Genomic DNA, 22866 nt, shown 5'->3' on the forward strand with positions numbered 1-22866 from the left:
ATCTGCTGCAATAGAACATAAAGGCTATTTTTCGACTTTTTTAAAAGTTTCTATAGCCCGTATTCTAGATAATCCATAATTAACTTATAGGCTTAGGGTAATTAAGTTTATGAAAATCTATCTGATGCACCAGATGTGGAGGCACTGTTTTGAGACTAGAGACCTTCTGAAAAACCTATTTGTGATCAGCAGTTTTTAGGAGAAGCGCAGTCAAGCACCGCAGCATACTAAATGTATTTGAGGAGCATAGACAAGCTTCGACACCAAAATTGCCATTAGAAATAGGTTTTGCAGAAGGTCTTAGGTAAATAGTTTCTGATGTACTCGGCATTAGGGTCAAACATAAATAAAGGCCCAGTTCAAACTTAAATCTATAGATACAATCTATATTTGGTGGGTGCATAGCTTTTTTGCTGATTTATAAGATTAACCTTCTGTTTCATCACAATCCATCTGATGGTGATTGTTTTGAACCTGCTCCAGGAGCATATCTAATCCATATAATCCTAGTATTGGATAGATTTGTCCTCCAAATTTATATAATGCCAATATTAGATCGATTTGTTCATTAAATAATTTTTTTACCAAGTCGTTTGTATACAATTTATTATAATTATATTGATCTAAGCAAAAATACCTTGTTAATAAAAGCTTTTTTGTATGTATATTTGGGTCATCTGGACCAGAATCTGCTAAAAATTTTACGCATGTGCTTAAAATTTCCCGCACAGCACTTGATAACTCCTTCCAAAACCTGAAACGGTTTATGGGCTCAGCAGCATAATATTCGTTAAGTTGTTTCCAGATAAATTGTGTAAATGTTTCTAAGCGCCCAGATTCTAATAGCTTTTTTGCAAGATTTGGATGATTGCATTGAATCAACCAATACAACACAGGTAAACCATCGGCATCTTTTGCATTAATATCACATAGGTCATGATCTAAAAACTGTTGCAGTATAGCTGAATGTTCTTCACTATAAGCTTCTGAATCACCTAAAAATAAATAATGTAAAGGATGATAACCAAAACAATCCGTTTGATTGATCAGCCGCTTGACTTCACCTCCTCTTTCCCTTCTTAACCTGTTAAATATTGCTTGGCAAGCTTTTTCATATTTATTAATAACTGCCCAGTGGAGCATATTTTTACCATGGTTATCCCGCACAAAAACATCACAACTAGGATGGTGCAACAAGCATTTCAAGATATATAAATAGTCTCTTTTTTGATGGGAATTAAGCCTACTTAACACATCAAGATCTAGACACCATAATAAAGGGGTATAGCCATCCTTATCTTTTTGGTTTATTAATTCTGCAAGCTGATTTTTTGGCATAAGCTTCAGCATTGCTTCAAAAGCCTTTCTATCAACTGACTTAACTGGCTCGTGGAGCGTGGTATACGGTATAGATGCTTTACGCTTTCCATATTGGGCATATGGACTACTAGCTGAAAGGGTAGCCGGTGGATCTAGGTTACACCTGAGTGCACTGGCATGGTTATTGGCTGCGTTTTTAGTTGTATACATTATGTCTTGATTGGATAAACAAAAGGGTAAAATATCCGGACCTACTTTTAAATGATGAAACGTACAGGAATAAATAGATAGCAAGGCAGCTCTACACAATGCCCAAAACAAGGTGGTCAATAGCATCATAACTTAAAATTATTTATATGTTAACGTACAACCTAAAAATAAAAAATAGGTAAGTATTTTTATTTTCGTCGGAGTTAAGTATATAAAAAAATATTGAGTTATACAATATACCGGTTTTAAAACTGGATTGCCAAACTGTTAGATGCACATGCTATGATCTATGCTACTCAAATAGCTAGTAACCTGAGTTAGGAATTATCTAGAGTCTTCGTTTTAAGTGTGTAAATATTTTTGAGATTGTATATTTATTTACATAAGCTAAAATATTTACGTCAATAGACCTTCTTCAAAACCTATTTGTGATCAGCAGTTTTTAGGAGAAGCGCAGTCGCCAGAATACTAAATGTATTTGAGGAGCATAGACAAGCGCCAAAATTGCCATTAGAAATAGGTTTTGCAGAAGGTCTCATGAAAAAAAAGATTTAGCTAAAGGTGGAATAAGCCAAGGCAATAAATATTGAAAGGCTATCCCATAGATGATATCGGTACGCTTATTGGGTTATCGATGAAACAAATAGAGCACCTACAACAATCTGGTTACATAATAGAAAAACTATCTATCTTTGATTTTGCACTACGATTATATCCCTAAAAATAAAAGGAATAGAATATGGATTCTAAAAAAGGAGATAAAGCGCTAAAAATAGCGGACCAACAAGGATACGTGTCCCTAAGTATGCAAATTCCCGTTGGCAGCGCTGATGTCAAAGAGATGATTGCACAAAAGTTGTATGCAGATAAAACTGCCTATATCACTAAACTATTTAATACGAATGGTATATATTATTTCTTTACACGACCACGTAGATTTGGTAAATCTCTACTACTAGATACCATAGACCAAATAGCAAAAGGGAATAAAGAATTATTCAAGGCATGTGCTATTTATAAAGATAAAACCTATAAGTGGAAAAGATATCCGGTCATTTGGTTCAATTTCTCAAAGTTGGCTAAGGATAGTTCAGAAAAACTACAAAACAACTTGATAGACATATTATATTCCTTTGCTAAAAATTATACTATAGATAGAAATGAAATAGATCCTATTATAGGTGAACCAACCGTGGAAGGTACACTAGAAAAGTTGATTAATGCGTTAACAAAACTAGATAACGGTTATGAACCTACTCCTATTATCTTAATTGATGAATATGATAGTCCATTAATATCTTGTGAAAAAGAACAGTATGAAGCAGTACTTTCTGTTCTTAGTTCGTTTTTTAAAGTTTTAAAAGCGCGCCAGAAGGATTGTAAATTTATTTTTGTAACAGGCGTAACTAAATTTCACCTATCTGGCCTTACCTCAGGGGCTAACTCGGCCAATGATATATCCTTGCATGAGGACTATGCAGGGATGTTGGGCTATACAGAAGAGGATATTGAAAAACTGTTTTTTGATGATAAACAGCTATATATTAATGAAGTAATAACCAGTCTACAGGAAAACTGGGGTAAAGCAGACAACTATACAGATGAACAATTAAAACAAGCGTTAAAAGATTATTACAATGGCTACTGTTTTAGTCGCAATAAGCGTGTAAGGCGGATGTATAACCCAGACTCCATATTGAAGTTCTTTAAAGATAAATCATTTGGTAATTACTGGTCTAACTCTGGTAATCCTGCCATCTTACTACAACAAATAAAAAACAATATCAATAGATTTACTGTCCTTTGGGATCAATCTAGTTTTCCAATCAGTCAGCTAGACTTTGAAACCCCAGCAGGCGCTCTTTTCGAGATAGCTTTATTTCCTTTAATGTACCAAACAGGTTATCTGACCTTAGATCCTAATGGATTTAAAGCAGACACACGAGCAGATAAAAACGCAACGGACTACTATTTAAAGTTTCCGAATCAGGAAGTGCAATCTGCTTTAAAGCTGACTTTATCTAGGTTTGTAGTTCAAAAACAACAGGAAACAGGAATAGCATATAGCGATTCTATTTTAGAAGCATTAAGAAATGAGAAGTGGTGTGGCTTTTTAAATCTTATTAAAGGGCTTGCTTATCTAAAGCAGGTTACCATTTTCTAGATAAAACAGAAAGGAGCTTTCATGGTGCTTTATATTCCTTTTTAAATGGTGTTTTTCATATCACGGAGGGGATGCAAGTGAATGCTGAACTAGCTAGTGGATTGGGCCGTTTGGATATCGCGCTAGAGGATAAATTGCACCAAACCGCTTACATTTTTGAGTTAAAAGTAGGAAAATCAGTTTCAGAAGCGTTACAGCAGATCTACGATAGAGATTACAGCATGTCATTCCATACATGCGCTAAAAAAGTATGCGTAGGGTTAAAATGTGATCCTGTAAGACTCAATATTACGGAAGCAGCTATTGAAGTACACCAACGCAATGAAGAACATGCTTTTCAGGTGATGCCGCGTAAAAACTTTGCAGTGAACGCTATGGGGTATTTTCAAGAAGTAAGGTAGAAACGCATATTCCCATTTTGTTGGCTCCTATTTTTGTCCGAGTTTTTCAGTCCATGATAGGTTAGTCACAATTTTTTACAAGGTCTCTTTTTGCTTGTTTCATTTTTCCAGAAAGCTAAAAGACCGATATTTTTCCTTAAGTTGGTCTCATTTATAAAATAGCGCGTAGGATCGTAAAAAGTGGTATACAGTTGAGTATTCTGGCACTGCTCCTAAAAATTGCGCACCACAAGTAGTTTTTGAAAGGGGTCTATTGCTTACTTTTTCCTTATACTTGGTAATATGTTGTATGAATGGTTATGCTAATCGCTAAGCTCTGGCACTTTTTAGTCGTATTATTTAGACCACGCTTATGGTGGTTTGTTGCGGTGCTCTCTGCTTTTGCAGCGGATGAAAAAGTACTTGAAATCTTGGAGAAAACTGTAGATGAAAAAGCACTTGAAATCTTGGATAAAACTTCTGCCTATTACCAAGGACTGGAAGACTTTAGAGCGGTCTATGGCGTGACCATTAAATATCCAGAAGAGGATACCGTTCAGTGTGGTAAAATGGAGATCACTGCTCGAGGGCAGCAATATAGGCTATCCTATGGCAAAAAAAAGACTATAACGGATAGAAAAACCGTTGATAAAAAAGAGACTATAACGGATGGAAAAACCGTTTGGGTATATGATGAAGATCTAAACGAGGTTACCATTAGCGAGTATGCTAAAACAGACTCCGATTTAAATTTCGCTGAATTATATAATCTCTATCAACAAGGGTATCAATCCGTTTATATTGGAGAACGTATCGTACACAAAACCAAGAATATAATACGAGATATTGTCCAGTTAACACCGCTTGATGAGGGTAGCAGTTTTAAAAGTATTACCCTTGAAGTGGATCGTGCTACCGCACAAATTCATAGATGGGAAGTAGTACAAAACGAAGAAACGAGGTATATTTGTACAGTTTGTAGATTTTCCGTTAACATTCCGCTATCAGATGACTATTTTACCTTTGATATGGGTGCACATCCGGGCGTAGAGGTTATAGATCTCCGGGAGAGTGAAGAAGAGCAGTGTGAAAAAACGGCTGATGTAGATGAAGGGTAGTATAGACCTTCTTCAAAACCTATTTGTGATCAGCAGTTTTTAGGAGAAGTGCAGTCGCCAGAATACTAAATGTATTTGAGGAGCATAGACCACAAAATTGCCATTTAGCAATAGGTTTTGCAGAAGGTCTTATGTAGGCTCGTTGTTTCCATAGCACCGGATCGGATCCCCTGGATCGACGTGCAAGTTACCAGTGGTGTTTCGAAAGAAGTCTACTATATAATTTACTATTTATGGAAGTTATTCAACAACATTTAGACGAAGCTGAGCGCAGCATGGATAAAGCTTATATCCATGCGCAGGATGCTTTTGCAAAGATTAATGCAGGACGTGCGCTACCTACTATGTTACACCATTTGATGGTGTCTTACTATGGGAATCCAACACCACTCCATCAAATCGCTGCTATTAGTACTGCTGATCCGCGTACTTTGACGGTTCAACCATGGGAACAAAGTATGATTCCCCATATAGAAAAAGCGATTGCAGAGAGTCAGCTTGGATTTTCTACTAGAAATGATGGCCGTGTCGTTATGGTTATGCTGCCTCCTCCTTCTGAAGAAAGACGCAAGAGTTTGGTAAAGCTTATTAAAAATGAAGCGGAAAAAGGAAGAGTGGTGATTCGAAATCTTCGCCGTGACTATAAAGAAATGCTCAAGGCTACGCAAAAAGATGGTATACCAGAAGATGCTATAAAAAGGGCAGAGAAAAAATTACAAGAGCTTACGGATGGCTACATTGATAAAATCAACCATCTTTTAGCCTTAAAAGAGGCAGATGTAATGGCTGTATAGTCCATCTGCTATATGAGACCTTCTGCAAAACCTATTGCTAAATGGCAATAACGACATCATCCGATTTACTCAATAAGACAAAAAGATAATGCTTACGATAGCAGATTTACATGTACATATAGGCAGTAAAAAAGTACTCAATGGCGTAAGCCTTCAAGTAGATGCAGGTCAGGTGCATGCGATTATGGGGCCCAATGGCGCGGGTAAAAGCACTTTAGCGGCTGTTTTAGCAGGTAAGCCTGGTTATGAAGTAACAGGAGGGCGTATCTTGCTGCATGGTCAAGATCTATTGCAGTTAGCGCCAGAGGCTAGGGCGGCACTTGGTCTTTTTTTAGCCTTTCAATATCCGGTTGAAATTCCAGGTGTAACGACCACTAATTTTTTGAAAACGGCGATCAACCAGATAAGAAAACAGGGGGAGCTGCCTCCTTTAGATGCTGTTGCCTTTTTGGCGCTTTTAAAAGAGAAGCGCAAACTACTCCGTATGGATGACGCTTTGGTGCAGCGTTCGCTCAATGAAGGCTTTTCAGGAGGCGAAAAGAAAAGAAATGAAATGTTGCAAATGGCTGTATTGGATCCTTCTTTGGCCATTTTGGATGAGACCGATTCTGGTTTGGATATTGATGCCTTAACTATTGTAGCGCAAGCCATCAATCAGTTGCGCGGGGCAGCCAATGCGATGGTATTGATTACCCATTACCAAAGGCTATTGGATCATGTGGTTCCAGATGTGGTTCATATTTTCTATGATGGAAAAATTATAGCATCCGGCGATTATACACTTGCCAAACGGTTGGAAAAAGAAGGGTATGCATGGATTACAAAACTTCATTTATGATGGCATTTATAAATTGGTTGGCAGAGGCTTTTGCAACTTTTTCTACTACAGATCCTTGCTATACAGAGCGGCTATGCTTCTTTAATAAGGTAAGCCAGCCTGCTTTTATAGCCAGTCAAAAAGAAGCCTATACCAACCTTCGTGAACTCCTTGAGTTGTTGACGCGTCAGGCTTACCATTCCCATTTACCGATTCAACCCGTTCTACCGGTGGGTGGGTATGCGCTTCCTGAAGCAGTGACCTTAACCTTTGTAAATGGCTGCCCATCTGGCGATCTTCATGCAGGGGTTGCGTTGCACAGCGTAGCAGCGCTACCCCTCTTCAAGCAGCAAGAGGTCTTGGACACTTATATGGCTGATATTGGAGCCAGTGATGATCTTTTTGTGCTATTGAATAGGGTCCTCTCTCCAGACAGCTACCTGCTCGAGGTTACTGGGCAAAAAGTGATTGTTTTGCGGCATATTGTTACCGATGCTGCCCGTCATGTAGTCCCCCATCTGATGATTAAAGTAGGCAGGGAAAGCCAAGTAACCATAATAGAAAGCTGGCATATGGCAGCCTGTAACATGCCAGCTTTTATAAACAACTTGACCCATATTCTACTAGAAGAAGCTGCCCATCTAGTTTACCATACCCTTTACACAGATGCGCCCTCATGTTGCCAAGTAAATAGCCTCTATTGCAATCAAAAGGACCATAGCACTTTTACCCATCATACCTTTTCCTTTGGTGCTGCTATGTTGCGTATGCATATTAGGGCTCAAATGAATGGCAGCTATGCCCGTGCCAACCTATATGGTCTATCTGCTCTTGCTGCAACAGAAAAAGTAGCACAACAGATCCAAGTGACCCATATTGCGCCCCATAGCCTGAGCAAACAACATTACAAATCTATCCTAGGTGGTCAGTCAGTAGGTAGTTTTAGTGGTAAGATTTACCTAACACCTGCTGCACAGCAAACCAATGCTTACCAAACCAATAATGTGCTGATTTTATCCGATGCAGCCCACCATTATGCCAAACCGCAATTGGAAATTTATGCAGATGATGTCAAATGTTCCCACGGTGCAACGGCTGGGCAGTTAGATGAAGCACAAATCTTTTACTTACAAACACGCGGCATAGCCGCTCCCTTAGCCAAAAGATTATTATTGGAAGCCTTTGGTAGTGAAATCATTGACTCCGTTACGCTTGCACCATTGCAAGATTATTTGTCTGATCAGCTCGTAGCAAAGCTTGTAAATTTGTAGTATCTTAGGTCTATTAACTTCGTCAACTCCTACTCATGTTTGCTACGCGTCCTTTAGATATAGGCCAGATTAGGGCTTTGTTCCCTATTCTAAATCAACAGGTGCATCATACACCTTTGGTCTATTTTGACAATGCCGCTACGGTCCATAAGCCACTTTCTGTTATAGATTCTGCCATCCATTTTTATCAGCAGGATAATGCCAATATTCATCGCGGCGTGCATGCCTTAGCGGCTCGTTCTACGACCGCTTTAGAGGAAACCCGTCTGGCCGTACAAAAATTTATACATGCCCCTGAGGTAGAAAATATTGTTTTTACTTCAGGTACTACAGAAGCCATTAACTTAATCGCAGCCACTTATGGAGCGATGGTAGTGGGTGAAGGAGATGAAGTGGTCATTTCTGAAATGGAGCATCATGCCAACCTCATTCCTTGGCAGCTGCTTTGTAAGCAACGAAAAGCTATTTTAAGGGTGATTCCTATAGATGACAAGGGGCAATTGGATCTTACCCATCTTTCGTTTACCACCCGCACCAAGATCGTTGCATTGAGTTATGTTTCCAATACATTGGGCACCATTAATCCCATTAAAACCATTATCGATCAAGCACATGAAATAGGTGCCGTTGTGGTCATCGATGGTGCGCAAGCAGTGGCCCATATGCCTATTAATGTTACCGACTTAGACTGTGATTTTTTTGTTTTTTCTGCCCATAAAATGTATGGACTTACTGGGTGTGGCATTTTATATGGTAAGAAAAAGTGGTTAGAAGCCATGCCGCCCTATCAGACAGGTGGTGGAATGGTCAAACAGGTTACTTTAAGAGAAGCCATCTACCAAGATCCTCCCTATAAATTTGAAGCAGGCACACCACCATTGGCTGCTATTATCTCTTTTTCAGAAGCACTTAAGTTTATTTTAAGTATAGGCTATTCCAGGTTAGCTGCCCATGAAGACAGCTTATTGGCTTATGCATTGGCTGGTTTAAGCCGTATGCCAGCGGTACAATTGGTAGGTACTGCTACCCATAAAGTAGGTATTATTGCTTTTAATTTGGCTGGTATGCACCACTTAGATGTAGGTCTATTTTTAGACGCCAAAGGCATTGCCGTTCGTACAGGCCATTGTTGTACCCAGCCACTTATGGAAAGGCTGGGGATAGAGGGGGTGGTCCGTATTTCTTTTGCGGTCTATAATACCATTGAAGAAGTAGATCGGTTTTTCGATGCATTGCAACAGATTATTTATAAAGGAACGTATTAGTATGGTACAAATAGGATTTAAAACAGTGGATCAACACCAAGACGAAATCATAGATGCCTTTGCAACCTTGTCTGATGATAGAGTCGCCATGCTGGACTACCTGATTGATTTAGGGAATACATTAGTCCCCATGGATCCCTTCTATAAGACAGCGGACTATTTGGTGCAAGGCTGTATGTCTAAGGTATGGGTAGCCCATACATGTATAGAAGAACGGCTATTTTTTCAAGCTGATAGCAATACCGCTATTACAAAAGGATTAATTGCTTTGCTATTAAAGGTATTGTCTGGCCAATCTGTACAAGCTATTATAGCGGCCGATCTCTATTTTATAGAAGCCATTGGCATCCGTTCATTGATTGGATTTCAGCGTGCCAGCGGCTTGGCACATATGATTAAAACCCTCAAGCTAAGGGGGTTATCTACATTTAGTAGCAGTAACGCATCTATCATGCCTAATTATGGGCTCGTTTAAGTAGCATCTAGTATGAAAACCTATACTAACAACCAGGTACCATCTAATCTATCTGATACCCTTGCCGTTAATGCAAAGTGTCCCCCGCATGCCTTAGATTTAGAAGAGGGCGTCTTGGGTGCATTGATGTTAGAGAAAGAAGCATTGGTGAGTGTGATTGATCTCTTGCGGCCTGAAAGTTTTTATAAAGAATCTCACCAGGAAATCTATCGAGCCATTCTACAGCTGTTTAATGACTCAGAGCCCATAGATATGCTTACGGTAGTCAATCAGTTGCGCAAGGATGGTAAATTGGCTGCAGTAGGCGGAAGCTATTATGTAAGCTATCTAACAACGCGCATTAGCTCTTCGGCCAATATTGAATTTCATGCCAGGGCTATTCTAGAATATGCCATGCGCAGAAAGCTAATAGAAATTTCCAGTATGGTTCAGAAGCATGCCTATGATCCTACTATGGATGTTTTTAATACTTTAGACCGCACGGAACAAGCACTATTTGAAGTTTCTGATGGAAACATTCGCAAGAGCTATCTAGAGATGCGTTCATTACTGGTAGAAGCCTTTGATAGTTTATCCAGTCGGCGTACCCGAGCCAATGGCCTTACTGGCATTCCAAGTGGGTTTACCGCTTTGGATCGTATTACCTCTGGTTGGCAGAAGTTTGATTTGATTATTATTGCTGCTAGGCCTGGTATGGGTAAAACTGCTTTTGTACTCTCTGCTTTACGCAATGCAGCTATAGATTATAAGACACCGGTGGCTATTTTTTCCTTAGAAATGGGTGCATTACAGCTCGTTAATCGGTTGATATCAGCTGAAGCAGAGCTAGCCGGTGAAAAAATAAAGCAAGGTAAATTAATGGACCATGAGTGGGAACAATTGCTTCATAAGACGGCTGCGCTTTCCAGTGCCCCGATTTATGTAGATGATACGCCTGCACTTTCTGTCTTTGAACTGCGCACCAAATGTAGAAGGTTAAAAGCCAAACATGATATCCAACTGGTGGTTATTGACTATTTGCAGTTGATGTCAGGCGATCCTAATAGAGGAGGGAGCAATCGCGAACAAGAGATTGCTTCGATTTCACGGGCGCTTAAAAGCATTGCCAAGGAGTTGGACATTGCGGTGGTGGCGCTTTCGCAGTTAAGCAGGGCAGTAGAAACACGTGGAGGAAGTAAACGGCCCCAATTATCTGATTTGCGTGAATCTGGTTCTATTGAACAAGATGCAGATCTTGTTTTATTTTTATATAGACCAGAATATTATGGACTAACAGAAGATGAGTCGGGCAATCCTACACAGGGGCTAACAGAGGTTATTGTGGCCAAGCACCGGAATGGCGCATTAGATCAGGTCCATTTGCAATTTATGGGCCGATATATGAAATTTATGGATGCCGATATGCCCCCTTCTATGGTTCAACCGGAACAGTTTGTCATTCATTCAAGCAAGGCCAATGCGTTAGATGATGCATCTGAATAGTTTTTCGAAGGTATCTACCTGTATTGTAGCTTACACATATAGCGTATTTCATATCATTGATAAACCTATTGTATTGATCATACGAGTTATTATATTGATTGGCAGCTTGATGAGATCTCCAAATAATCTCACTAAGCTTATCCAAAGCCTGCTGTATATCTGACTGAATCATCCTTATAGTATTCAGGGCAGTTCTTAGGTAACTAGTGTAACTGTTTTCGGCTGGTTGTGCGGTATGCACAAATGCATTACAACCATTCAGCATCGTTTGAATGGTTGGTGTAAATTGGTCAAAATATTCAGCAAAATCGCGATAAGCCTTTCTAGCGTTTTGAGCAGCATCTCTGGCCTCTATTGTACAATCAAATGCTTGCTCGAGCGCTTGAAGCGAAAAAGGATGCTTACAAATAGATGCCCATATATGTTGAACCTTTTTGTTGGCGTTATTAGCCTTTGCAAAGGCATTATAAGCCTTATTGCGTAACCATTCAAGTTGGTCTTCAGTAAAGAATACTTCATCAATCCTATGGTATTTGCTATCAATTGCGTTGATCGTAGCATGGGCATATGCTAGTATAGATGGAAGTATAGCTATAATATGATCATGATAAGCATGATATGCAGGCGTAACACTGGTGTGGTTTAGTAGAAAGTCAGCAATATGTCTGCTATAATTTTTGTTTATAGTAGGTGTAACACGGTGTAGCATCATGTGAATATAATTTGCAAGCTCATCTCTGTCGAAAATAAAAGTAGCATAGTGGGTTATAGATTGCGCTATATACATAATATTACTGTTGCCAACAAGCTTAGGTTGCTCTAAGGCGATCTTGATAATAAGTAAATATTCACACAGCTTATAAGTATATTCATATAGCTTAGACATAATATTTTCTACTTTTACAATCCCAGTAGGTATGGTCTGATCCGTTAGGGCATTGGCATAGGTTTTTCTTATTTTTTCTTGAATATGAGCATATTGAAGGCTATACAGCGGTTTTTTGTCTATTTTTTCGGGGAATTGAGCGTTTGTATTTTCAATACTCATATTGGCCAGATGTGCCTCTTTTACCTTGCTTATGTGTATGCTATTACATGCAGATAGGTAGACATAAAGCAGTGCGCTCAAATAAACATAGCCTTGTTTTCATAATGGTTTGGCTTAAAGATTCCAAATCAGATGTACAATCAAGATGCGTCATCTTTACGCACCAATACGAGTCAATCCATATATTAGGCCTTCTGTAAAACCTATTGCTAAATGGCAATTTTGTGGTCTATGCTCCTCAAATATATTTAGTATTCTGGCGACTGCGCTTCTCCTAAAAACTGCTGATCACAAATAGGTTTTGCAGAAGGTCTATAGATTGCATATTCAATTCTATTAACTATACTATATATTTTTGAATATAGCAAGCGGTATATGGTACCTTGCTTTTTTTACTTTTAAGCTGTTTTGTTTGTTTGGTCTGGTTGGGGAGCTATGAATACTATATGCATAGTATCTGCAATATTGTTGTATTGATTATAACAGGTAGTATACAGCTCAGCAGTCTTATGCGCTTCCTCAATAGCGTTATTCACGCTATTACAATTCTCCTGTACATCTTTATAAGATTTTTTAATAGCCTTATTAAGTTTATCCACCACCTCCTGTACTGCTTTAAGGTCAACTCCTAAGGGAACCGTTTTATTACCTAGTTGTTTGGCCTGTGTTACATTGACACACTGATCACAACTACGAAGCGTTTTCTGGATGGTTGGTCTGAACCATGCTGTACAACTATTCAGCATGGTTTTAATGACTGATGTGAGTTGACTAAAATAGTCAACAAAATAGTTAACCAAAGCACAATAAGCGTCACTAGCGTTTTTAGCAGCATCTCTGGCCTTTATAGTAGCATCAAATGGCTGTTGCAGTGCTGCAAGCGGACAATGTGTAAGGTTCATAATAGGGTTCCATGCATTTTGAAACGCCTGGTTCGTGTTATTGGCTTCTGTAAAAGCAATAAAAGCCTGATTGTATAAAGATACAAGACTATCTCTGGTATTATCTGTTGTATTGCAATGAAAAAATACATCATCCTCAAGGTAGTTGGCATCAATTTTATTTATTGTATCTATTTTCTCTATAGCAGCATGTGCACTTTTTAGTATAAAATCAAGCGTGTCAGTGATATTGTTATCAGGCAGCTCATCTATGGTAGGAGTGGGGTGTTTCAGTTTATATTTAAGCAAATCCTCAAGTTCGTTTTTATTTTGAATAACAATGGTATTTTCCAGTATATCGGTAGCAAGTTTAAGCATATCGTTACCTACAACACAATGAGGCTGGTTTAAAGCAATATGTATGCCAATCGCACATAAGACTAGCTTAGCAGCATGCGTCCATATATTATGCGTGGCACCTGCTATTGCTATCATACTAAAGAGCTTCTGCTTTTTCCTAGGTGCATTGGGAAAATTTTTATCTATTTTCGCTTGAATCTTCGTTAGATTTGCTATAGCCTTATCTGGATTTCTATTTTCCCGTGCATCACCTTTTTTTAAGCAAGGCGTAATGCTTATAGGTGCAATATTGTGCATCTTTTGATTCGCACTGCTTGCACTTTTATGAGCTTTGTTAGCATCACTAGTAACTAATGAAACAGCTTCAACGTCCAGATAATCATTATTCATCTTCCTTATATGTATGTTGTTGCATGCATTAAGCCATACATAAACATAAACAATTATAAGGGAAGATAGGCTTGTTATCATAATAACAAGATGGTTATGATGTTACTATAGACCTTCTGCAAAACCTATTGCTAAATGGCAATTTTGTGGTCTATGCTCCTCAAATACATTTAGTATTCTGGCGACTGCGCTTCTCCTAAAAACTGCTGATCATAAATAGGTTTTGCAGAAGGTCTTATTTCATATTTAGGTCATAAAATTTTTATATGCGAATAATTTTTGTTAAAAACAATAGTTGGTATGGCTAGCTATAATAAATGCGTTTCACTCTTTGGCCTATTTGCGTGAGCAATTCATACGAAATAGTACCCACCTGTTCTGCTAGTGTATCTATTGAGTGTGCTGCACTAAAAATAATCACTTTATCGCCACGTTTTAATGCCATACCGGTTACATCCACTATGGCCATATCCATGCATACATTGCCTATAATAGGACATTGACGACCTTGGATGACTACCCTGCCTTTTCCACCGCCAAATGATCTGCTTAACCCATCTGCATACCCTATAGGTATGGTGGCAATTGTCATATCTTGCGTGGCTATTGCTTTGCGATCATATCCTATGCTATCCCCTTTTTGAACAGATTTGATCTGTGAGATGGTGGTCTTAAGCTTACTGGCTGGCAATAGGTGGGGCTGTATGGTTGCATCAACTCCTACACCATGTAACCCAATCCCTAGCCGTACCATATCAAATTGGAACTGTGGGAAACGTAGGATGCCATTGGTGTTTAAAATATGTTTTAAGGTTTTTATTTGCATATTTTTTTCTATATACCGTGCCATTTTTATAAACCTTTCTACTTGTAAGTGGGTATAGCCATCGTGCACATCTGCTTGTGAAGCGGCTAAATGGCTAAAAATACTGACGATATGTAGGGAAGGCATTTGTTGTAACTGTTCTATAAGCTGGTCCAGCTCGTTTTCTGCTATGCCCAAACGGTGCATGCCTGTTTCTAGTTTAAGGTGAATGGGTATGGGTTGAGTGTTTCTTTCTGCTATAAAACAAGATAGCTCATCTAATAGTGCTAAGCTGTATATTTCTGGTTCTAAATGGTGGCTTAGGATGGCATCAAAGTTATCATCTGTTGGGTTCATCACCATAATGGGTAGGGTAATGCCTTTTTGTCGCAAACAAATGCCTTCGTCCATATAGGCAACGCCCAGGTAGGCAATGCCATGGCGTTGTAGTGCGGAAGCAAGTTCAAAGCTACTGCTACCACTTCCGTAGGTGGAGGCCTTTACCATCGCCATGATTTTGGTAGTTGGATTTAATTGTCTTCTAAAGTAGGAGAGGTTATGTCTAATTGCATGCATGTCTATTTCTAGAATCGTTCCATGGCTGTTTTTTTCTATCGACTGCACGATGCGTTCTAATTGAAAGGTACGTGCTCCTTTTACTAAAATGGTTTCATCTTTAAAGGATGGCTTTTGGGTTATAAAATCTGCTACGCTATTAAAAAAAATAGTTTCTGGTATGGGAAAAAGGGTGCTGTAATGGCTGATAACGGGTCCAATACCGACTAATCGATGGATGGCGTGTTTGGCCAATAAAGTAGCTAGCTCCTGGTAAAGCTGGCCATCAGCGGTGGCAGATTGGAGGATATCTGATAGAATAACCGTTCGTTTGGTGGGCTGTTGTTGCTGCATAAAATCTAGTGCAACCCTTAAGCTGGCGATATCATTGGTGTAGGTATCATCTATAATCTGACATCGATGCACACCAGTTTTAAGGGTCATACGCATTGGTATAGATTTAAGTTGCAGCAGTGAGCGTTGCAGTTGTGCTGGATCAGACCCATTGTCTAGTAGGTAGACCAGACAATGGGTGATGTTTGCTATCGATGCATTGTCCCGAAAAGGGATTACAAAAGTGTTACTTCCAGTTGAACTGGTAATTTGTAGCGTGGTTTGATCCGCTAATTGTTTGCATGTCACCAGATAATCTGCCCAAAAAGGGCTATTCAAGGAGGACCAACTGACCAGTACTTTTGTTTGACCATATAGATTGGAAAGGGTTAGGTGAATCAGTGGATCGTCTTTACAATAGTAAATGGTACTACAGCTGGTAAACAACTTTATTTTCTCCTGAATCTTTTGCGTAAGGTTTTGAAAGCCTTGGCTGTGCGCAGGGCCGATATTGGTCAGTAGTCCATGGGTGGGTTGAATCAGTGGTGCCAGTTTTTCCATTTCACCTGTTTGCGAAATACCTGCTTCAAAAACACCATATTCATGGTTGGGCTGTAACAAACTTACCGCAAGCGGTACACCCACTTGAGAGTTATAACTATGTGGGTTGCTAACGGTTTTGTACTTTCTGGATAACAATTCATGCATCCACTCTTTGACAATTGTTTTGCCATTGCTACCTGTAATACCCAATAGCGGCAATCGATATTTTGATCGATAAAAAGCAGTAAATTGATGCAACGCCTTTAATGTATCGGTTACTGCTAGCATGTTTACATCCTTGTATGTTGCTATAACAGAAGGGTTATATCGGTCGTTTACTACAAACTGGCGTATGCCTTTGTGGTAAGCTGCTGCTATATAATCGTGTCCATTGTGGTTGATGCCTACAATCGCAAAAAAAATCGGAAATGGGGTAAGGGTTTTGTTTCTGCTGTCTATGCTGAGCTCTGTTATAGGCAAGTTAGCCGTTTCAGCTACTACTTGGCCAGCTGTAACCACTACTAAGTCTTTAAAATAGGCAAGGGTATGGTGCATGGTAGACTAAATTTGAGTTGTTCGATAAAGCCATGTTTGTTTTACTGTTTGCTTGATCATGCGTGGTTTTGCTTTTTTCTGAGCACATAACCGAGCAAATAATGGTGTGAATGTAAGAAAAAATATCAGTTAATTGTTACAGTATACTACTGTAGGAGGGTATAAATTGTAGGCGTTTTGCAATGCTTTGCAATGGGCTTAATGAAGTTTTGTACTTCTTGAATGTAGATAGGCCTTTTGCAAAACCTATTTCTAATGGCAATTTTGTGGTCTATGCTCCTCAAATACATTTAGTATTCTGCGGTGCTCGACTGCGCTTCTCCTAAAAACTGCTGATCACAAATAGGTTTTGCAGAAGGTCTAATGTACCATTTAGAAGCGTGATCCCGCTGGGACTCGAACCCAGGACCCTCTCCTTAAAAGGGAGATGCTCTACCAGCTGAGCTACGAGATCAACATCAACTTACATAAGTGTAAATTTATTCATTTTTTAGCGAAAATAAAAATTATTACTACTTTACAAAAAAGGAAATATATTTTATTACAACTGTAGTTGCCCCTTTGCTAGTGGCGGCCGATAAAGGCCACCAGTACACAGGGAAAGATTACAACTATCATACCCCCTTTATCGGCGGTCACCAGCACGCTAAGGTTTTAATTTGATTGATTATTAATTTAATAACTTAATACTTTCTATCCATTTAGTCTTATTACGACTCAAGACAAGAAAAACCGCGCCCTTGGACAAAGTTACGATCAGAAGGTGCAGCTTATAGACCTTCTGTTCCTGCTTGTAACTTTTCTGCATGATCTGCAACGCGCAGTGCTTTGATCATATCCAATATGGCTCCATCTAATATAGCAGCTAGGTTGTGTTCAGTATAGCCAATCCGATGATCTGTTGCACGGGCCTGGGGGAAGTTATAGGTTCTGATTTTATCTCCTCTATCACCACGTTTCACCATAGATCTCCGTTCTATACCAATCGCTTCCTGTTGTTTTTTAACTTCCATATCATAAAGGCGGGAACGCAATACCTTTAAGGCTTTCTCATAATTTTTGATTTGCGATTTCCCATCTTGGCAGGATACAACCAGACCAGTTGGAATATGGGTAAGCCGTACAGCTGAATAAGTAGTATTGACCGATTGGCCACCTGGACCGGAAGAGCAAAAAGTATCCTTTCGCACCTCATTTAAATCCAAGTTGATTTCCACTTCTCCTGCTTCTGGTAATACGACTACGCTGGCTACTGAAGTATGTATACGGCCCTGTGTTTCAGTAGTAGGGACCCGTTGCACACGGTGTACCCCAGATTCATATTTCATAAGGCCATATACATCTTCACCTGCTATGGTACAGACAATTTCTTTCCATCCACCTGCCGTTCCTTCTATGGTATATACAATGGAAAAATCCCATTTCATTTTTTCTGAAAACCGCTTGTACATCCGAAAAAGATCCCCTGTAAAAATAGCAGCCTCGTCGCCACCAATACCAGCTCGGATCTCTAAAACAATATTTCTACTGTCATTGGGGTCAGTCGGCGTCAGGGCATCTCGTAATGCTACTTCTAAATTGGATTTTTTATCTACAGCAGATGCTAGCTCTTCTTTGGCAATTTCACGGAATGCTTCTTCTTTTTCATTATTTAATACTTCTTTTGCCTCTTTTATGTTTTCTAATACCAGCTGGTAGTCTTTGTATAAATCAACAATTTTAGACAGCTTTCTATACTCTTTATTCAGCGCCGCGTAGGCCTTCATATCATTTAAGGCATCTGGCTGATGGATCGCAGCCTCCACCTCGTGAAACCGTTCCTTGATGGATTTGAGTTTTTCAATCATATGATGGTGATGTGTCTACTTAACCGTATGGCTGTGCTATAAGGTATTTTATCGCACTTTATTTCTTGATAAAAAAGTGCTCAAAAAATCAAGCCGTCGGCAAAAAGTTGCGCCTAGAAAGTGTTAGCTTATAGATAAAAAGAAAAAGCGTGGATTTAGCCATTATGGCACCACTACCCCCAAAGCAAGCAAAAACGCGCGTATCCATTCAGCCATTTGGCGATGTTATACTCCAAAAAAAGAAAAACGCCCATTGTAAAAAGTTACGTTTAGAAGGCAGCGCTTAGAGCTGAATAGAAAAACAGCATGTCTGAGCCCGCATAGCGGGCGAGTTCTGTTTTTCCAGCTCTAAGCGCTGCTTTTAGCAACTTTTTGCACAGGGCTTGATTTTTTGGCTACTTTTTGATCAAGCAAAAAGTAGCATACAAATTCTATTTGTAAGCTGCACTTTCAGCAACTTTTTTCATTAGCGCTTGATTTTTTGGCTACTTTTTGATCAAGCAAAAAGTAGCATACAAATTCTATTTGTAAGCTGCATTTTCAGCAACTTTTTTCATCAGCGCTTGATTGTTTGCTTACTTTTTGATCAAGCAAAAAGTAACGCCCTCTACGCTACTTTTTGTACAATAGCTTCAAATGCATTTGGATGGTTCATAGCCAGATCAGCTAGTGTTTTTCTATCTATATCCATATTGGATTGCTTCAGCTTGCCCATAAACTGGCTGTAAGCCATTCCATGGAGACGAGCAGCTGCATTGATGCGTTGTATCCACAACGCTCTTATGGTTCTTTTTTTTGTTTTGCGGTCTCTATAAGCATACAAGAGCCCTTTTTCAACGGCATTCTTAGCTACTGTCCAAACATTTTTTCTTTTGCCCCAGTAGCCTTTTGCTAGTTTTAATACCCGCTTTTTACGTGCTTTTGATGCTACCGAATTAACTGACCTTGGCATGTTTATGTTTTAATTTATATGATAGGTTGATTAGACCTTCTGGAAAACCTATTTCTAATGGCAATTTTGGTGTCGAAGCTTGTCTATGCTCCTCAAATACATCTAGTATTCTGCGGTGCTCGACTGCGCTTCTCCTAAAAACTGCTGATCACAAATAGGTTTTGCAGAAGGTCTACTATTAAGATTATAGAAAAATAAAGCCTACAGTTGTATAGTAACGCTGCTATACCCATTAAACGGCTAGCAGTTTGCGAATAGTGGGTGCATTGGTTTCATGCACCAGTGCACTCCGTGTAAGATGCCTTTTTTGCTTTGTGCTTTTAATCTTCTTTGCCAAGCAATGGTTTTTAAAAGCATGCTTTCGCTTAATTTTACCGCTACCAGTTAGCTGAAATCTTTTTTTTGAACCAGAATGTGTTTTAACCTTTGGCATAGCTTTAGTTGTAACAGATGTTGAATGGGTTAAATAATGCTGCTTTTTTCTTGATAATTTTTTATAAAAGAGCGGCTTTGCTTCTTTTTTTGAGTAGTGTTGCCATCCTATTGCAACAAATACCTATATAAACCTTAAGTTTAGTGAAAAATATTTAAATAAAAGCAAGGGGGCGTCAAAAATAATCTTATTTTTTTGTTCCCAATGGGGCTATGGTTAAGCTCATTTTTCTGCCTTCTAGCTTAGGTAGTTGTTCTACCCTTCCATAGGCTTCTAACCCTTGCGAAAATCTAAGTAAGATCAGCTCACCCCGTTCTTTAAACATAATTTCCCTTCCTACAAATTTAACACAAACTTTAACCTTGGCACCAGCTTGTAAAAAGTTAATGGCATGCTTTAACTTAAAATCAAAATCATGATCACTTGTATTGGGACCAAAGCGAATTTCCTTTATAACAACCTTTTGGGCATTATTTTTTATTTCTTTATGTTTTCTCTTTTGTAAGTATTTGAATTTAGCATAATCCATCACTTTACAAACAGGGAAATCGCTTGCCTTGGCAATTTCTACTAGGTCAAGTTCTTGCGCTTCTGCAATGGCTAAAGCTTCCGAATGTCATACACACCGGTAACCACATTATCACCAACCAAACGTACCTGAGATGCAGTGATACGTTCGTTTACGTTATGGGTTTCTTTTATTATATTTTTCAAATGGCGAGATATTGATTATGGTCTACTGCAGGTATCAATTTAACCAGGGTTTTTCTGGTTATCTGCATCAATATACAAATATCTGAACAAGTTTCCAATAAATCAAATCAAAACAGAAGCTGCTTTTCTGCTTGCCTAGCTGTTTTAACCAGACCTTCTGCAAAACCTATTTGTGATCAGCAATTTTGGTGTCGAAGCTTGTCTATGCTCCTCAAATACATTTAGTATTCTGGCGACTGCGCTTCTCCTAAAAACTGCTGATCACAAATAGGTTTTGCAGAAGGTCTACCGATCTACCCGGCAGTATGGCTATGCTGTATTTTTTATACTGTTTTAGGCTTTGGACGCAGTATGAAAAATAGTCCTACTATGGCCCAAGGTAGGCTAAGCAATTGCCCCATGTTTAACCACATAGCATCTTCAAAATCAACTTGATTTTCTTTATAGAATTCGTAAAGGAAGCGAATGCAAGCCGCTGCTACTATAAGTACTCCAAAGATACGACCAGGTGTTATAGTTTGACCTTTTTTGTACCACCATAAAAATAGGATAACGAAAAGCAAAAAGTAGGACAAAGATTCATAAAGTTGTGCGGGGTGTCTTGGAATACCCCAGGTATAGACACTAGTTTGATAGCCTCCGTTTTGCTTTTGTAGGGTATAGGATAGCGGTGCGCCATAGGTTTCATAGATGTGAGGTGATCTGCTAAAATAGGATTGCTGAACCAAATGGTTTTTTAAAGACTGCTCAAGGAAACTTTCAATCCTCTTTTTATCTGTAATGGTCTCTTTAAAAGAAATGGCCAATTCAATCGGTTGGTAGTTGGCTTTTATGGCTGGTAGGTTGGCCTTAGATGCTTTACGTATGGCTAGCTTATCAATTATATCAGGATAACTTTTACATAAATCATCATGTAAATCCCTGGCGAATACTACGCCATAGTTGGTCCCAGTTGGTTTGCCGATGATTTCAGAATTCATAAAATTTCCAATTCGAATCAGTGCGCCACCCAAAGGAAATAAGATAGACAAATGATCTACGATCCATAAAAATTCTCCAGCAGATCGGCGGTTTTTAAAACGAATGCGAGGAGGGAAAAGGGAAATGGTAGTTCGCTTTACATAGAAGAGCACAGCCAGTATGATGCCAATACCACCTCCATGACTTGCCAAACCGCTGAAACCAGTTACCTTAAAGGAAGGGGAGAAGGTAACAGGTAAAAATATTTCTAAAAGGTGATCTTTATAATAGTTCCATTCATAAAAAATAACATGACCTAAGCGAGCCCCGAGTAATATGCCAATTACAATATAATTCCTGAGCTGCTCTACTTCTTCGCTTTTTTTGCTAGCTTTGGCAAACATATAATATAAGATAGGAGAACTTCCCAATACACCGGTAGCAAAGAGCAGGTTATACCAGCGAAGGTGTAAAAATCCTTTTGTGAATAATTCTGGGATATATCCCATAAAATGGCGTTTAGCATAGGTTTTAAGGTAAATTAACCAGGACCTTTCTGGTTATCAGCATCAGATATACAAATATCTAAACAAGTTTCCAATAAATCAAATCAAAATATAGGATGTTTGTATCCTTTCCTAACCGCTTTAACCGATCTACCCGGCAGTAGGACTATGCTGTATTTTTTGTACTGCTTTAGGCTTTGGACGCAGTATGAAAAATAGTCCTACTATGGCCCAAGGCAAGCTAAGCAATTGTCCTATGTTTAACCACATAGTGTCTTCAAATTCAACTTGATTTTCTTTATAGAATTCGCAAAAAAAGCGAATGCAAGCCGCTGCTAATATAAGTACTCCAAAGATACGACCAGGTGTTATGGTTTGGCCTTTTTTGTACCACCATAAAAATAGGATAACGAAAAGCAAAAAATAGGACAAAGATTCATAAAGTTGTGCGGGATGCCTTGGAATACCCCAGGTATAGACACTAGCTTGATAGCCTCCGTTTTGCTTTTGTAGGGTATAGGATAGCGGCGCGCCATAGGTTTCATAGATGTGAGGTGATCTGCTAAAATAGGATTGCTGAACCAAATGGTTTTTTAAAGACTGCTCAAGGAAACTTTTAATCCTCTTTTCATCTGTAATGGTCTTTTTAAAAGAAATGGTCAATTCAATGGGTTGGTAGTTGGCTTTT

Annotated in this window: 19 protein-coding genes, 1 tRNA gene and 2 pseudogenes; 11 read left to right on the forward strand and 11 right to left on the reverse strand. The window is 39.0% G+C overall.

What is annotated here, in order from left to right; translation table 11 throughout:
• Window positions 1-426: 426 nt before the first annotated feature.
• A complete protein-coding gene (locus FPG78_RS01105) occupies window positions 427-1659 on the reverse strand; it encodes an ankyrin repeat domain-containing protein (protein WP_144086237.1) in 1233 nt (410 codons plus the stop codon).
• 457 nt (window positions 1660-2116) lie between these two features.
• Between FPG78_RS01105 and FPG78_RS07965 the strand changes: the two genes are divergently transcribed.
• The 10 genes and pseudogenes from FPG78_RS07965 to dnaB all read left to right on the forward strand — a co-directional run bounded on the left by FPG78_RS07965 (window position 2117) and on the right by dnaB (window position 11296).
• On the forward strand, window positions 2117-2251 hold the full coding sequence (locus FPG78_RS07965) for a hypothetical protein (protein ID WP_255431689.1): 135 nt from the start codon (window positions 2117-2119) through the stop codon (window positions 2249-2251).
• Window positions 2252-2269: 18 nt separating this feature from the next.
• Window positions 2270-3694 (forward strand): AAA family ATPase, encoded by a 1425-nt coding sequence (locus FPG78_RS01110; protein WP_144086238.1) that lies wholly within the window; start codon window positions 2270-2272, stop codon window positions 3692-3694.
• Window positions 3695-3714: 20 nt separating this feature from the next.
• Window positions 3715-4095, forward strand: a pseudogene (locus tag FPG78_RS01115) (PD-(D/E)XK nuclease domain-containing protein); the annotation flags it as partial.
• A 299-nt stretch (window positions 4096-4394) separates the two neighbouring features.
• Complete coding sequence (lolA1, locus tag FPG78_RS01120) at window positions 4395-5192, forward strand: outer membrane lipoprotein periplasmic chaperone LolA1 (protein WP_186292387.1); 798 nt, start codon at window positions 4395-4397, stop codon at window positions 5190-5192.
• Window positions 5193-5425: 233 nt separating this feature from the next.
• Window positions 5426-5986 (forward strand): ribosome recycling factor, encoded by a 561-nt coding sequence (frr, locus tag FPG78_RS01125; protein ID WP_144086241.1) that lies wholly within the window; start codon window positions 5426-5428, stop codon window positions 5984-5986.
• A gap of 88 nt (window positions 5987-6074) precedes the next feature.
• Entirely contained in the window at window positions 6075-6824 is a 750-nt protein-coding gene (gene sufC / locus FPG78_RS01130) for a Fe-S cluster assembly ATPase SufC (RefSeq protein WP_144086242.1), read from the forward strand.
• A complete protein-coding gene (locus FPG78_RS01135) occupies window positions 6821-8074 on the forward strand; it encodes a SufB/SufD family protein (protein WP_186292388.1) in 1254 nt (417 codons plus the stop codon). Before sufC ends, FPG78_RS01135 begins: the two co-directional genes overlap by 4 nt.
• 35 nt (window positions 8075-8109) lie before the next feature.
• Window positions 8110-9339 (forward strand): aminotransferase class V-fold PLP-dependent enzyme, encoded by a 1230-nt coding sequence (locus FPG78_RS01140; RefSeq protein WP_144086244.1) that lies wholly within the window; start codon window positions 8110-8112, stop codon window positions 9337-9339.
• A gap of 1 nt (window position 9340) precedes the next feature.
• Complete coding sequence (locus FPG78_RS01145) at window positions 9341-9814, forward strand: SufE family protein (RefSeq protein ID WP_144086245.1); 474 nt, start codon at window positions 9341-9343, stop codon at window positions 9812-9814.
• A 12-nt stretch (window positions 9815-9826) separates the two neighbouring features.
• Entirely contained in the window at window positions 9827-11296 is a 1470-nt protein-coding gene (gene dnaB, locus FPG78_RS01150; protein ID WP_144086246.1) for a replicative DNA helicase, read from the forward strand.
• On the opposite strand, the gene FPG78_RS01155 is transcribed toward dnaB, so the two are convergent.
• From FPG78_RS01155 to prfA, 5 genes are all read right to left on the reverse strand, one after another.
• Window positions 11250-12425 carry a hypothetical protein gene (locus FPG78_RS01155; RefSeq protein WP_144086247.1) on the reverse strand — a complete coding sequence of 392 codons (1176 nt, stop codon included), beginning with the start codon at window positions 12423-12425 and terminating at the stop codon, window positions 11250-11252. The genes dnaB and FPG78_RS01155 overlap by 47 nt on opposite strands.
• A 317-nt stretch (window positions 12426-12742) precedes the next feature.
• On the reverse strand, window positions 12743-13975 hold the full coding sequence (locus tag FPG78_RS01160; RefSeq protein ID WP_186292389.1) for a hypothetical protein: 1233 nt from the start codon (window positions 13973-13975) through the stop codon (window positions 12743-12745).
• 304 nt (window positions 13976-14279) lie between these two features.
• Window positions 14280-16766 carry a bifunctional UDP-N-acetylmuramoyl-tripeptide:D-alanyl-D-alanine ligase/alanine racemase gene (locus FPG78_RS01165; protein WP_144086249.1) on the reverse strand — a complete coding sequence of 829 codons (2487 nt, stop codon included), beginning with the start codon at window positions 16764-16766 and terminating at the stop codon, window positions 14280-14282.
• Window positions 16767-17147: 381 nt separating this feature from the next.
• A tRNA-Lys gene (locus FPG78_RS01170) sits at window positions 17148-17220 on the reverse strand.
• A gap of 316 nt (window positions 17221-17536) precedes the next feature.
• Window positions 17537-18613, reverse strand: coding sequence for a peptide chain release factor 1 (gene prfA, locus FPG78_RS01175; RefSeq protein ID WP_144086250.1), 1077 nt, complete (start codon window positions 18611-18613; stop codon window positions 17537-17539).
• 164 nt (window positions 18614-18777) lie between these two features.
• Here prfA and FPG78_RS07970 point away from each other — a divergent pair, with 164 nt between their 5' ends.
• Entirely contained in the window at window positions 18778-18900 is a 123-nt protein-coding gene (locus FPG78_RS07970; RefSeq protein ID WP_255431690.1) for a hypothetical protein, read from the forward strand.
• Window positions 18901-19220: 320 nt separating this feature from the next.
• Here FPG78_RS07970 and rplT read toward each other — a convergent pair whose 3' ends face one another.
• From rplT to FPG78_RS01200, 5 genes and pseudogenes are all read right to left on the reverse strand, one after another.
• Window positions 19221-19565 carry a 50S ribosomal protein L20 gene (rplT, locus tag FPG78_RS01180; RefSeq protein ID WP_144086251.1) on the reverse strand — a complete coding sequence of 115 codons (345 nt, stop codon included), beginning with the start codon at window positions 19563-19565 and terminating at the stop codon, window positions 19221-19223.
• 232 nt (window positions 19566-19797) lie between these two features.
• Window positions 19798-19998, reverse strand: coding sequence for a 50S ribosomal protein L35 (gene rpmI, locus FPG78_RS01185; protein WP_144086252.1), 201 nt, complete (start codon window positions 19996-19998; stop codon window positions 19798-19800).
• 187 nt (window positions 19999-20185) lie between these two features.
• Window positions 20186-20712, reverse strand: a pseudogene (gene infC, locus FPG78_RS01190) (translation initiation factor IF-3).
• Between the two features lie 323 nt (window positions 20713-21035).
• On the reverse strand, window positions 21036-22181 hold the full coding sequence (locus tag FPG78_RS01195; RefSeq protein ID WP_144086253.1) for a prolipoprotein diacylglyceryl transferase: 1146 nt from the start codon (window positions 22179-22181) through the stop codon (window positions 21036-21038).
• Window positions 22182-22328: 147 nt separating this feature from the next.
• Window positions 22329-22841 carry a prolipoprotein diacylglyceryl transferase family protein gene (locus tag FPG78_RS01200; RefSeq protein WP_186292390.1) on the reverse strand — a complete coding sequence of 171 codons (513 nt, stop codon included), beginning with the start codon at window positions 22839-22841 and terminating at the stop codon, window positions 22329-22331.
• Window positions 22842-22866: the final 25 nt, after the last annotated feature.

This window comes from Cardinium endosymbiont of Dermatophagoides farinae, assembly GCF_007559345.1.
Lineage (GTDB): Bacteria > Bacteroidota > Bacteroidia > Cytophagales > Amoebophilaceae > Cardinium.